Here is a 13,124-nt window from a genome sequence, read left to right as displayed (position 1 = left end):
TTAAAGCTTACATAGCCTTAAATCAAATAAAATACAATAGTAAAATTCTTCATTTTACCTTTACACCACTAATTTTGTCCAATTCACAACAATCTCTTCGCCGGTTTAGATAATCCGACTACTATTGTAAGAAAATGCGACAGATGATTATGAAGACCCCCATTGTATCCAACCAATTCCTGATAAAACAGTTGCCCAAGCCAACTGCTTTTATCAATAAGGAATTTAAGGTTGTTCTAGCGTCTGATAAATGGGCTGAAGATTTTAATTTTCAGGGCAAAGATTATATCGGTAAATCCATTTATGAATTATTCAATAATGTAAGCGATAAATGGACAGAGACTCTGTTGGCATGCTTCGAGGGTAAATTTCCCGAGACAGGCACAGATGTTTATTTGGACAACAGCTCAAAAGAAAAATGGTTCCAGTGGAGCAACATTCCATGGTTCGATGAACAGGAAAACATAATTGGCGCCATTATACAAACAGAAGACGTTACCGATAGGGTTAAAAATGAATTGAGAATTGAGAAACTGGAATTCCTGCAAAATGAAATGGGCGAGCATGGAAAAATAGGCAACTGGGAATACCACAAACAGCAGGATAAGTTTATTTGCTGTAGTATGATAAGGCGCATTTTTGAGGTGGATGATGATTATGAAATAGATATAGATAACTCCGTTGATTTCTACAAAGCAGGTTATAGCAGAAATACCATTTCCATGGCCATTTTTTCGGCGAGGGAGAAAAAAACCTCTTGGAACGAAAAATTACAAATTGTTACCGCCAAAGGAAATGAAAAATGGGTAATTGTTTCCGGTAAGCCCTTATATAAGAGTGGTGAATACGTGGGACTAATAGGAATAGTACAGGACATAACGGATTTTGTTCAGAAGGAACAAAAAACCAAAGACAATGAGCACCTTCTAAAAACACTTATCAATAATCTACCGCTACAGATTTATATTAAGGATACCCAATCCAAAAAAATATTGGCCAACAAGTATGAATTGCAATTTCTGGGAATAGAAAATGAGAACGATATTATTGGTAAGGATGATTTTGACCTATTTGACAAGGCTAGCGCTCAAAAATTTAGGGATGAAGATGTTGAAGTTATGATATCCCAAAACCCTATGCTGAACAAGGAACTTACCCGTACCAACCCGGATGGTTCCGTAATCACCTTTCTTTCCTCCAAAATCCCATTGAAGGGAGATAATGGTGAGGTTACCGGCCTTGTTGGAATAAGTATGGATATTTCTGAGCAAAAACTAAAGGAAAAGGAATTAAAAAGTCTAATTTCCGTCACCTCCTCCCAAAATAAAAAACTTATAAATTTTGCCCATATTGTTTCCCACAATTTAAGGTCACATTCGGCCAATTTTGCAATGTTATTGGACTTCTTGGCCAGTGAGAAAGATGAAAAGGAAAAATTAAGAATTATGGATATGCTCACAGATTCTTCAAAAAACTTAATGGACACCCTTCATAATTTAAATGATATTGTCGCTATTAATACAGAGTCAAACATCATCAAGAAGGAGGTAAACGTCAATAAAAAATTAAACGGCGTACTTAAAAACCTTAAAACACAGTTAGATAAGCACAGGGCCACGATCATAAGCGAAATATCAGATGACGTTAAAATAAATGTCGTTCCGGACTACTTGCAAAACATTTTGACAAATATAATTGGCAATGCATTAAAATATAGGAAACCGGATGTTGACCCAATTATAAAATTAAACCTGAATTACGTTCAAAATTATACTGTGTTGAGTATAGAGGATAACGGGTTGGGGTTGGATTTAAAAAAATACGGAACCAAGTTATTTGGAATGTACAAGACCTTTCATGGAAATTCAGATGCCAAGGGCTTGGGATTGTACATTTCAAAAAATCAAATAGAAGCCATGAACGGTAAAATAAATGCCACCAGTCAAGTTGGTATTGGAAGCACTTTTAATTTATATTTTAATGAAAAGAATTAATTCAATTTTCATTGTAGATGATGACCCTATAACGGTTTACGGAATAAAAAAAATATTGACTTCCGTCGCCACTTGTGATGCCATTTTAGAATTCAAAAATGGACAACTTGCCATAGACCGTATAAAGAAATTGATCATCGAAAGATCGGATCTTCCCGAGTTAATTTTTTTGGACATTAACATGCCCATTATGGATGGATGGGAATTTTTGGACGAGTTCATAAAATTACCCCTCAAAAAAAGCATCAACATAAACATTGTAACCTCCTCTATTGACCAATATGACAAGGACAAGGCCGAGAATTTCAAGTCGTTGACCCACCACAGTATTATATTCAACAGCAAACCCATTCGAAGATCGGAAATCGAAGAAATTACCACTGCCATTTCAATTTAATACCCAAGTTTTAGCTAACTTTGAGTTTTTGAGAATTACCTTTGGACGTATTTCGAGAGAAAGGACTCCAAACACATATTAATTTTCCAATAAACGCCAAAGCAGTTTTTTTGAGTTTTAAATAAAATTTTAATGTAGCATGAAACTTCTGCTAAGACTATTTGTAGTACTCTGTATTATTTCTTGCGAGACCAAAAAAGAAAGAAAAATAGAAAACATTCAGACTGTTTTTGAGCGTAGCAATGGAGAAGAAACAGCTACTTACCTGCAAATAATAGACTTCTACCTTCAACTTGCCAAAGAATTCCCAGAAATAAATATTCAAATCATTGGTAATACCGATAGTGGCAATCCCTTACATATGGTTACCTACAATCCAGATGCCGACTTTAATTTTCAAAAGATTGGCCGGGATAAGAGTATCCTATTCATAAACAACGGCATACATCCCGGAGAAAGTGATGGAATAGATGCAACAATGCTATTGTTTAGGGACCTGGCTATGAAAAACATAGACTCACCTAAAAACACGGTAGTGGTTACCATACCCATCTATAATGTTGGAGGGGCCTTGAACAGGAATTCTACTTCCAGAGTAAACCAAAATGGGCCTATAGCCTATGGATTTAGGGGCAATGCAAAAAACTATGACCTTAATCGGGATTTTATTAAATCGGATTCCAAAAACGCCCACACTTTTGCCAAAATTTTTCATTTGATAAAACCGGATATCTTTGTTGACAACCACGTTAGCAATGGGGCGGACTACCAATACACACTTAGCCACTTATTTACACAGCATAATAAACTGGGAGGGGAATTGGGAGATTACCTTCATAAAGAGATGATGCCTGCCCTTGAAAAATCATTGACTGAAGCAGGATGGGACAATACGCCCTATGTCAATGTATTTAATCAGGTACCTGAAAAGGGTTTTTCCCAATTTATGGACTATCCCAGGTATTCTACCGGATATACCACACTTTGGAATACCTTAGGTTTAATGGTTGAAACCCATATGCTAAAACCATATAAACAAAGAGTGGAAGGCGTTTACGCATTAATGACGAAAATCCTGGACTTATCTGAGAAAGATTACAAAAAGATTAAAAATTTGAGGGAAAATGCTTTTGAAACATATTTGGAGAGACAAAACTACCCGCTTCAATGGGTCATTGACACCACACAAAGTACGGTTCTAGAATTCAAAGGTTATGAAGCCGATGTATTTAATAGTGAAATAACGGGCTTTCCTAGACTAAAATATGATAGAAACAGGCCGTTTGTCAAGGATGTGAATTATCAAAATTACTACATACCTATTCATGAGGTAGAAATCCCCAAGGCATATGTAATTAGAAAGGGGTTTGATAAAATAATAGATTTGCTGACCGTGAACCAAATTAGCTTCAATATCTTAAAAAAAGATACTTCCTTTGCTGTAGAGTCCTATAAAATAGATAGTTTTAACACTTCTAATAATTCCTTTGAGGGCCATTACCCGCATTACAATACCAAAGTGCTGCGCAGTAACAAAAATGTCAATTTCACCGAAGGTGACATTCTGGTCCCCACTAATCAAAAAGGGTTGCGCTATTTATTGGAAACCTTGGAGCCAGAAGCTACCGACTCCTTCTTTAATTGGAATTTCTTCGACGCTATACTACAACAAAAGGAGAACTTTTCACCATATGTCTTCGAAGATCTTGCCCTGGAAATCCTACAGGAGGACAGTGAAGTCAAAAACCAATTCGATTTAAAGAAAGAAATTGACAGTACCTTTGCCAGTGATTGGTACGCCCAATTGGACTGGATTTACAAACGGTCCAAATACTACGAACCGGAACATATGCAATATCCTATATATCGAATCCTAAAGGATTAAACCCTTAATCTTCAAACAGAATTTTGATATTCGCATAAGAATTTTCCAAGGCTTTTTTAATTTTTCCCGGTCCTTTCCATTTTACTTTTTCTATTCCCTCACTGGCCTCGCCCACCAAGGCACCCTTATAATTTGTTTTCATGGCAAACCAATGCACTTCCTTTAATTTATACGCTCCATTCCTCTTGAATAGGTGATAGGTCGTCCTTAAAAAATTTTCTATTTTCAATCCCTCTACCCCGGTTTCCTCCTCAACTTCCCTTAAAGCACATTCTTCAATAGTTTCACCTTTATCCAATTTTCCTTTTGGCAAGTCCCATTTATCGTTTCGGTAAATAAAAAGCACTTTTCCTTCTTTATTGGTTACCACCCCACCAGCGGCAACCACTAAAGGAATTTTCTTCGAAAATTTCTTTAAAATCTCCTCATGGTTTGGGTGATAAATAAAGGCCTCATTAAGTTTCTTGCTCGCCAAAGAGTCGATCGCATCATTTATAGCTGACCCGTTCAACAAAAAATATTTATTATTTGCCGTATCCGATAATTTATTTGTTAAAATCAGAGGTGACTCATTAACAAAAACTTTATACATTTGCGTCATGGTTTTAGATAAAGACACTGGCAAAAAAACTGCAGAGCTTCTGCTACAAATTAATGCAATTAAGTTGAAACCTGAAAATCCATTTACATGGGCTTCAGGGTGGAAGTCTCCAATTTATTGCGATAATAGGATAATCCTCTCATACCCAAGCATTAGAAATTATGTTAGGGAGCAAATGGGAAAGCAAGTAGAAAGCCTCTATGGCAAGCCAGATGTGATAGCCGGTGTAGCAACCGGAGCCATTGGCATAGGCATGCTGGTCGCCGAATATTTAGGACTACCCTTTATTTATGTTCGGCCGGAAGCCAAATCACACGGACGCCAAAACCAAATAGAAGGCCGCTTGGAGGCCAATCAGAGTGTAGTTGTCATTGAAGACCTTATCAGTACTGGAAAAAGTAGCCTTAATGCTGTGGAAGCTTTGAAAAACAGTGGAGCCCATGTAAAAGGGATGCTTGCAATTTTCACCTACGGATTTGACGTAGCCAATGAAAATTTTAAAAAATATGGTTTGGACCTTCATACATTGAGCGATTACGATTATTTAATTCAACAAGCGTCGGATACAAACTATATAAAGGAGAATCAATTAAAAACTTTACTAGAGTGGAAAAGCAGCCCCTCTACCTGGCAATCTTAAATTATGTACCTAGAAACACCCAAAAAAAAAGTAAATAAAAGTAGTAAGGAAGTTTTTGATTTTCTTAACGACGTGAAGAATTTTGAGACCTTAATGCCAAAAAACATCAGTAAGTTTGAGGTAATCAATGAGAACAGGTTTTTATTTGCCCTTACCGGAATGCCAGAAATTGTACTTCAAAAGAAACAACAAACGCCTCATTCCCAATTAACTTTTGGTGCCGCAAGCGACAAATTACCATTTACCTTAACCGCCGATATTTTGGCAATAAGTGATGATGAGAGCGAAGTAACCCTAAGTTTTGAAGGTGAATTCAATGCAATGATGGCCATGATGATAAAATCACCTATCAATAATTTCATTGGTACACTGTCCGATAATCTTTCCAAATTATAAGTTCAATCCTATTCTTTGGACCTAATACAAAAGTTTCACTTCCTTTAGGTTGAATTCTTTTAGAATGTTGTCTTCCAATAAGATTTTTAGTTTTCCATCACTGGAAACCCCCTTTATAAAGCCCATAAACATTTCATTATCTTGATCGGTAAATGTAGAGGGCTTGTCTTTTCTAAAAAGTCTGGTCTCGTACAGCTCAAAGAGACGCTTTTGGTTCCCTTCCCCACTTTTACCCAGCAAAGTCTTCAAGTTTGCGACAATATTGGAAAGTAGTTCTTCCAGATCGAATGTTCTTCCCAATAATAACTTTAAAGAGGACACATTTGGGAGGTTATTGAACGTTAATTGGTTTACATTTAAACCTATTCCGACAATAGATGCCTGAATATGTTGTCCGGACAACATATTTTCGATAAGAATTCCACATATTTTGGAATGTCCTGACATTATGTCGTTAGGCCATTTAATCTTCAGATCAGGTACTTGCAGTTGGGATAATGTTTCGTAAATTGCCGACGAAACACAAATATTTAAGATAAATTGGTCCGAGACCTGAATGTCTTTAGGTTTGACTAAAACACTAAAAGTCAAGTTTTTACCGGGGTCAGAAAGCCAATTCGTTCCCATTTGACCACGCCCCTTCAATTGGGAATGGGCCATTACCACCGTAAAATCCCCTAGATTATTGTTGACCATCAAATCCTTTAAATAGGCATTCGTGGAGTCCGTGGCACTAAGTTTGATTAATTGCATTTACAATCTTATGATTATTATATAATGTATTGTTAAAAACAATAGTTAAAAAAACAAAAAAATAATAACTTTGTAAAAATTTAAAATTTTTGAATGCAGAAAAGGAAAAGTAGCGCAGATGAGTTAATTGCCTTAATTTTAAGTGGAATAGAAGAGGTTAAAGGACATGATATAAATTTACTTGATCTTAGAGATATAGAGAATACTGTTTGTGACTACTTTATTATTTGTAATGGTACTTCCAACACACATGTAAACGCCATTGTAGGCTCCATCCAAAAAACCGTTAGTAAAGCAATTCAAGACAAACCTTGGCATGTAGAAGGTTCGGATAATGCCGAGTGGGTTTTAATGGACTACGTAAACGTAGTTGTACATGTATTTCAAAAACAAGTGAGAGAATATTATGATATAGAAGGACTTTGGGGAGATGCCAAAGTAACATCAGTTGAAAGTAGCTTCAATCAGTAAAAAAAAATAATGGCAAAAGAAAATAATACAGGTCCCAAAAAACCCAAATTCAATACTTGGTGGATATATGGCGTAATAGCGATATTATTAATTGGTTTTCAATTTTTCGGTAGCGGAAACTTTGCAAATACTAAAAAAGCAAGTACCTCAGAACTTCAGGAGTATCTTAGAAATGGGGATATCAGAAAAATATTGGTCATCACCAATACGAGACAAGCAAAAATCTTCCTTACAGAAGAGGCTTTAAAAAAGGAGGTTCACAAGGATGTGTCCGATCAACCTTTCTCATTGACGGCCACTGCTACACCACAGTATATAGTTAACTATGGAGATCAGCAGAATTTTGAAAACGAGATCAATGAGATCAAAAAGGAAAACAATTTAGACACCGAGCTTACATACGACCAGGAATCCAATGTGCTCACCGAACTGCTGTTAACACTTCTTCCGTTTGTGTTGATCATAGGTATCTGGATATATTTAATGCGCCGCATGTCCGGAGGTGCTGGTGGTGGTGCCGGTGGTCAGATTTTCAATATTGGAAAATCCAAGGCCAAACTGTTTGATGAAAAAACAGATACAAGAACCTCATTTAAAGATGTTGCAGGATTGGAAGGCGCCAAGGAAGAGGTAGAAGAAATAGTGGAATTCTTGAGAAATCCTGATAAATATACATCTTTAGGTGGTAAAATCCCTAAGGGAGCGCTATTGGTAGGACCTCCGGGAACTGGTAAAACCTTATTGGCCAAAGCAGTTGCAGGGGAGGCGAAAGTTCCTTTCTTTTCACTTTCAGGTTCAGATTTCGTGGAGATGTTTGTTGGAGTAGGAGCCTCAAGGGTTAGGGACTTATTTAAACAAGCCAAGGACAAATCACCTGCCATTATTTTCATTGATGAGATCGATGCCATTGGTAGGGCCAGAGGGAAGAATAACTTCACAGGATCCAATGACGAAAGGGAAAACACCTTGAACCAATTATTAACGGAAATGGATGGTTTTGGCACCAACACCAATGTTATAGTATTGGCGGCCACCAACCGTGCAGATGTATTGGACAAGGCATTGATGAGAGCAGGACGATTTGACAGACAGATATACGTTGATCTTCCGGATATAAGGGAGCGTAAGGAAATTTTCGAGGTTCACCTTAGACCCATAAAAACGGCAGAAACATTGGACTTGGATTTTCTGGCAAAGCAAACCCCTGGTTTTTCAGGTGCCGATATTGCCAATGTTTGTAACGAAGCGGCATTGATCGCAGCACGTAAAGAAAAGAAAGCCGTAACCAAACAAGACTTTTTGGATGCCGTGGATAGGATTGTAGGTGGTTTGGAGAAAAAGAATAAAATAATCACCCCTGGTGAAAAGAAAACCATTGCCTATCATGAAGCAGGCCACGCAACGGTAAGCTGGATGTTGGAACACGCCGCACCGCTTGTAAAAGTAACTATAGTGCCTAGAGGGCAATCTCTTGGTGCAGCTTGGTATTTACCTGAAGAACGTTTAATTGTTCGCCCAGATCAAATGAAGGATGAAATGTGTGCTACCTTAGGTGGTAGGGCCGCAGAAAAAGTAATCTTCAACGAGATATCCACAGGTGCACTTAGTGATTTGGAAAAGGTGACCAAACAAGCTAGGGCCATGGTAACCATTTACGGTTTAAACGATGAGATCGGAAATCTAACCTATTACGATTCATCGGGACAAAATGAATATGGTTTCTCCAAACCCTATAGTGAACAGACTGCATTGACCATAGACAAAGAGATTTCAAAGCTTATTGAGGAGCAGTATGTAAGAGCGGTTGAGCTATTATCCAATAACAAAGATAAACTTACCGAATTGGCAGAGCGATTATTGGAAAAAGAAGTTATATTTAAGGACGATTTGGAAAAAATATTCGGTAAACGTCTTTTTGAAAGAGACAAGAGGATGGAAGCTGAGGAAGCTGCCGAAAAAGAAGAGAAAGCCAATGCGGCCGAAAAAGAAGTAAAGGAAGAAAAAGCCAAAAAGGATATTTCAGAATCGGAAACAGAAATAAAAAAATAAAAAGTAAATAATTCGTTGTTCTTAAAGACTAAGGGACCAAGGGAGCGTTTTAGATATTAATGGGATTATTTGATAAACTTTTTGGGGGAGGAAAAAAAAGGGTTTCCAAAGAAACTGTGGAAACAAGAGGGCAACATATGCCCGACTTAAATATTCCCGTTGACGAAAAGTTTACCATTAATTTCAAACACAACGGTGGAAAGTTCTTGTATTGCGATTCTATCAATGAGGTATTTACCAATTTGGACAATATAATTATTGAGAATGAATGGCAGGACCAAACCTTTTTTTCCATGGATAAAAGGTTGGAAGAGAAATTCTCCAAGCAGGAAATAAGTTTCACCGATCACCCCAATAAGAGTGAGATATTTTTTACCACTTGTGAGCATCTAATTGCCCAAAATGGATCCATTTTAGTTTGCTCCAATCAGTTAAAAGAAAGAAAACTTCACGAATTACCTGCAAATGTCATTGTTTTTGCCACCACCAGCCAAATGGTCGAATCTATTGGGGAGGGATTAAAAACAATAAAAAAGAAGTATAAAAATGTAATTCCCGCGAACATTACCACCATAAAACATTTTCAACCCACTGCTGAAAATTCAGACGATTTCTTAACTTACGGAAGTAGTTCTAAAAATCTTTATCTTTTACTTCTGGAAGACTTATAACATGAGAGAAATTTTAAGGCGCTTACTTACAGGTGCGGTATACGTAATTTTACTACTTTCCGCCGTATTTCTAAGTTCCGATGCCTTTGACTTTTTGTTTATGACCTTTGGATTGGCCTGTCTCTACGAATACAAACGTATGATCAAACTTCGTGGCTACCATATTTTTATTGCCTATTTGGCACTTTGGTGGACATTTATTTATTTGATCAATGATAAGATTCTCATCAATATTTTGATGTTCATAACAATATCCATTAATTTTATACTGTTGTACTATCTCTTTTCAGGAAAGGAAAAATTGTTCAACACTTTGCAAAAATTTATAGTAGGTCTTTTTTATATAGGGGGAGGTTGTATTTTCCTAACTATGATTCCCTATAAGGACAATGAATTTGCAAAGTTTCTGATTATGGGTGTATTTATCCTTATTTGGGTAAACGATACTTTTGCCTACTTGGTTGGTAAAAGTATAGGTCGCAATAAATTATTCCCCTCCATTTCTCCTAAAAAAACAATAGAGGGAGCTATAGGAGGTTTTGTATTTGCATTGACAGCAGCGTATTTTTTGTCGAAATATGAAACCAATATTTCGTTGGCACAATGGTTAATCCTGGCATCGGTCATTGTTTTGACAGGAAGTTTGGGCGACCTTATTGAATCGAAATTTAAAAGGGCCGCAGGGGTCAAAGATAGTGGAGCCATTTTACCTGGGCATGGTGGAATGCTGGACAGATTGGACAGTTTAGTGTTTGCAGCACCGTTTGCATATTTAACTTTAATTATTTTTTCACATGTTTCATAAAGAAGGACAAAAAATCATTATTACAACCTTTATTATAACCTGTACCGTTATATTATTGGCCAATTTTTTCGTTGACATCCCATGGCTAAGATTAATTCTTCAAATTACCTCACTGGTAATACTTGTTCTCATCCTACAGTTCTTTAGAAATCCCAAACGAAATGCGGCCAAGAGTTTTGATGAAATATTGGCTCCTGTTGATGGTAAGGTGGTTGTTATTGAAGAAGTGGAAGAAACGGAATATTTTAAGGCAAAACGTATTCAGGTATCCATTTTTATGTCCCCAATAAATGTTCATGTAACGAGGTACCCGGCAAGTGGACTGATTAAATTCTCCAAGTACCATGCTGGAAAATATCTTGTGGCCTGGCATCCTAAATCAAGCGAGGAGAATGAAAGAACTACCGTTGTTATAAATACCCCAAAATTTGGGGATATACTATACCGCCAAATTGCAGGAGCAATGGCCCGCCGTATTATTAATTATGCGGAAGTTGGGGATAGTGTACAACAGGGTGAAGATGCCGGATTTATTAAATTTGGCTCTAGAGTAGATTTGTTCTTACCTTTGAATAGTGCAATTACCGTAAAACTGCACCAAAAAGTAATAGGGGCAAAAACATGTATTGCAACTACAAGGGTTCAAAAAGAAAATGAAGACTGATAAACTTAAGAAAGAATTTATAGCGGCGGTCGATTTCATTAATGATTACAATGATCCCCTCCCTGCTGATCTTTTGTTAAAATTGTATGCCTATTTTAAAATTGCGAACCGCAATTTCAGCCATCCCGGAAGCAGGACTCCTTTAATTAACGCTTTCAAGGCCAATGCCCTTATACAGGCGAAGAATGTAAGCATCGAAGAAGCCATGCAACGTTATATTGAATTGGTGGATAAAGAAGTTCGAAAGGTTAAGAAATAGGGAAAGTCCATTACTTTATTTCTTGTCAAAACCGCCTATTTAAAAGTATTTATTCCCAAAAGACGCTTCGTGAAAATTCTATGAAACCATATTTAATTGGTTTTCCTTATTTTCAAAATAGGTAAAATATATTCCACCTAAAATTGTAAAAAAGAAATAGCCCCCTATCCATAAATTTCCTAATGGAAGGTAAGAATTTAGACCAAACCAATCCCCAAAATAAGCTATCCATAAAATTCCGGCAAGTCCCCTGATCAACTCTATCGCTACAGCATACTTTTCCCTATCCATAAGAGTGGTATATCCATAGATTCCCACAAAAATAAAACCACTAAAAACCAGTAGACCTTCAAAGCCAATTTCTGTATAATTAAAGAACATAAACATCATTAATCCCAAACTTGCCAGCATTTGAAAAATTGCATATTGCTTCAACCTATTGGTTGCATGTGATTCATATCTTTTAAAGTGGTAAACGTCCTCAATAATAACCATAGGATACTTTTCCTTAACATCATCTGGTCTCCAGCCCGTGGGCATAAACCAAATGCGTATTTTATCCCAAAATCTTTTTGTTCGCCAGGCGTCTTGGAATATCCTCCATATATGCTGAAAATTGATGATGACGGGGTTCCAGGTTCCAACAGGCTTCAATACTCCGTATTGGGGAGGAACCTCCTCCAATTCCTCTTGAAATGTACCAAACATACGATCCCAAACACAAAGTATTTGCCCTAAGTTTTTATCTATGTATTCCGGATTTATGGCATGGTGTACCCGGTGCTGGGAAGGGGTAACCAAAAAATACTCCAACCAACCCATTTTTCCAATATGTCTGGTATGGTACCAAAACTGTGCAAACAAATGTATGGGGGCCAAAATAGCTATTACTAAATGGGGAACTCCCAAAACCGCTGCCGGGATTAGGAACAGGGAAAAATAGCCTATCAGATTGCTTATAGGTTGTCTAAGGGCACAGGCCAAATTAAATTCCTCACTGCTGTGGTGAATTACATGCTGATTCCAAAAAATATTAATCTTATGGCTTAACCTATGGTTCCAGTAACCAGCAAAATCGAGCACAATAAAAGCTAGGAGCCAAACCAACCATGTAGCCTTAATTTCAGTAATTGCCAAATGCTCCAATAAGTAGGGATAGGATACCACTACCAATGCAAGCCCCAATGTATCCTTGATAATATTGGTAAGTCCAGAACTAATACTGGAAACGGTGTCCATAACCTTATGCATTTGTTTCTTTACAAAATAGCCATAGGTTATTTCTATGGTCAAAAGGATTACAAAAAATGGGATGGCGTATAAAAGTGCCGTGGCGTAGGTTTCCATTGATCAATGTTAATTTTATAGGCTCCAACAAATATAGCGAAAATGGTTATTTTTTTATTCAACTTAATAATATTCACCAGCACAAAACGCCAATAATATTAGTTTTAGACCCAAAAGTTCATATAGATTTTTAAGAAACAGAATTCTCAAGACAAGGACAGAAGAACGCTACCAAAAGCTTTTGTTTTCAAT

Annotated in this window: 14 protein-coding genes; 11 read left to right on the top strand and 3 right to left on the bottom strand. The window is 36.9% G+C overall.

The window, feature by feature from the left end:
* The first annotated feature begins 143 nt into the window (after positions 1-143).
* The 3 genes from CWD91_RS19875 (at position 144) to CWD91_RS19865 (ending at position 4,276) form a co-directional block, all read left to right on the top strand.
* The gene (locus tag CWD91_RS19875; protein ID WP_103442730.1) at positions 144-1,994 is read left to right on the top strand and encodes a PAS domain-containing sensor histidine kinase; all 1,851 of its coding nucleotides are present in this window, start codon (positions 144-146) and stop codon (positions 1,992-1,994) included.
* Positions 1,981-2,391 carry a response regulator gene (locus CWD91_RS19870; protein WP_103442729.1) on the top strand — a complete coding sequence of 137 codons (411 nt, stop codon included), beginning with the start codon at positions 1,981-1,983 and terminating at the stop codon, positions 2,389-2,391. Before CWD91_RS19875 ends, CWD91_RS19870 begins: the two co-directional genes overlap by 14 nt.
* A 139-nt stretch (positions 2,392-2,530) precedes the next feature.
* Positions 2,531-4,276: a M14 family metallopeptidase gene (locus CWD91_RS19865; RefSeq protein WP_103442728.1), complete on the top strand. Its 1,746-nt coding sequence runs from the start codon at positions 2,531-2,533 to the stop codon at positions 4,274-4,276.
* Between the two features lie 4 nt (positions 4,277-4,280).
* On the opposite strand, the gene CWD91_RS19860 is transcribed toward CWD91_RS19865, so the two are convergent.
* A complete protein-coding gene (locus CWD91_RS19860) occupies positions 4,281-4,868 on the bottom strand; it encodes an NUDIX hydrolase (protein WP_103442774.1) in 588 nt (195 codons plus the stop codon).
* Positions 4,869-4,875: 7 nt separating this feature from the next.
* Between CWD91_RS19860 and pyrE the strand changes: the two genes are divergently transcribed.
* Together pyrE and CWD91_RS19850 are read left to right on the top strand one after the other, a co-directional pair.
* Entirely contained in the window at positions 4,876-5,517 is a 642-nt protein-coding gene (gene pyrE, locus CWD91_RS19855; RefSeq protein WP_103442727.1) for an orotate phosphoribosyltransferase, read from the top strand.
* Positions 5,518-5,520: 3 nt separating this feature from the next.
* Entirely contained in the window at positions 5,521-5,913 is a 393-nt protein-coding gene (locus CWD91_RS19850; RefSeq protein WP_103442726.1) for an orotate phosphoribosyltransferase, read from the top strand.
* A gap of 21 nt (positions 5,914-5,934) precedes the next feature.
* Here CWD91_RS19850 and CWD91_RS19845 read toward each other — a convergent pair whose 3' ends face one another.
* Positions 5,935-6,666: a biotin--[acetyl-CoA-carboxylase] ligase gene (locus tag CWD91_RS19845; protein WP_103442725.1), complete on the bottom strand. Its 732-nt coding sequence runs from the start codon at positions 6,664-6,666 to the stop codon at positions 5,935-5,937.
* Positions 6,667-6,759: 93 nt separating this feature from the next.
* Here CWD91_RS19845 and rsfS point away from each other — a divergent pair, with 93 nt between their 5' ends.
* The 6 genes from rsfS to CWD91_RS19815 are packed head-to-tail and all read left to right on the top strand — an operon-like array spanning position 6,760 to position 11,585.
* Positions 6,760-7,137: a ribosome silencing factor gene (gene rsfS, locus CWD91_RS19840; protein ID WP_072863361.1), complete on the top strand. Its 378-nt coding sequence runs from the start codon at positions 6,760-6,762 to the stop codon at positions 7,135-7,137.
* Between the two features lie 9 nt (positions 7,138-7,146).
* On the top strand, positions 7,147-9,186 hold the full coding sequence (gene ftsH / locus CWD91_RS19835; RefSeq protein ID WP_103442724.1) for an ATP-dependent zinc metalloprotease FtsH: 2,040 nt from the start codon (positions 7,147-7,149) through the stop codon (positions 9,184-9,186).
* Between the two features lie 59 nt (positions 9,187-9,245).
* Positions 9,246-9,857, top strand: a complete 612-nt coding sequence (locus CWD91_RS19830) for an LUD domain-containing protein (protein WP_103442723.1) — start codon at positions 9,246-9,248, stop codon at positions 9,855-9,857.
* Position 9,858: 1 nt separating this feature from the next.
* A complete protein-coding gene (locus CWD91_RS19825; RefSeq protein WP_103442722.1) occupies positions 9,859-10,662 on the top strand; it encodes a phosphatidate cytidylyltransferase in 804 nt (267 codons plus the stop codon).
* Positions 10,652-11,326 carry a phosphatidylserine decarboxylase family protein gene (locus CWD91_RS19820; RefSeq protein WP_103442721.1) on the top strand — a complete coding sequence of 225 codons (675 nt, stop codon included), beginning with the start codon at positions 10,652-10,654 and terminating at the stop codon, positions 11,324-11,326. Before CWD91_RS19825 ends, CWD91_RS19820 begins: the two co-directional genes overlap by 11 nt.
* Entirely contained in the window at positions 11,316-11,585 is a 270-nt protein-coding gene (locus tag CWD91_RS19815; protein WP_103442720.1) for an acyl-CoA-binding protein, read from the top strand. The genes CWD91_RS19820 and CWD91_RS19815 overlap by 11 nt, the downstream gene beginning before the upstream one ends.
* A gap of 78 nt (positions 11,586-11,663) precedes the next feature.
* Here the strand turns inward: CWD91_RS19815 and CWD91_RS19810 are convergent, their stop codons facing one another.
* Positions 11,664-12,932: a sterol desaturase family protein gene (locus CWD91_RS19810; RefSeq protein WP_103442719.1), complete on the bottom strand. Its 1,269-nt coding sequence runs from the start codon at positions 12,930-12,932 to the stop codon at positions 11,664-11,666.
* Positions 12,933-13,124: the final 192 nt, after the last annotated feature.

It is taken from the genome of Arenibacter hampyeongensis, from assembly GCF_002909255.1.
GTDB classification, from domain to species: domain Bacteria; phylum Bacteroidota; class Bacteroidia; order Flavobacteriales; family Flavobacteriaceae; genus Arenibacter; species Arenibacter hampyeongensis.
Note: the sequence above shows the minus strand (reverse complement) of the source record. Positions and strands in the feature narration are given on the sequence as shown.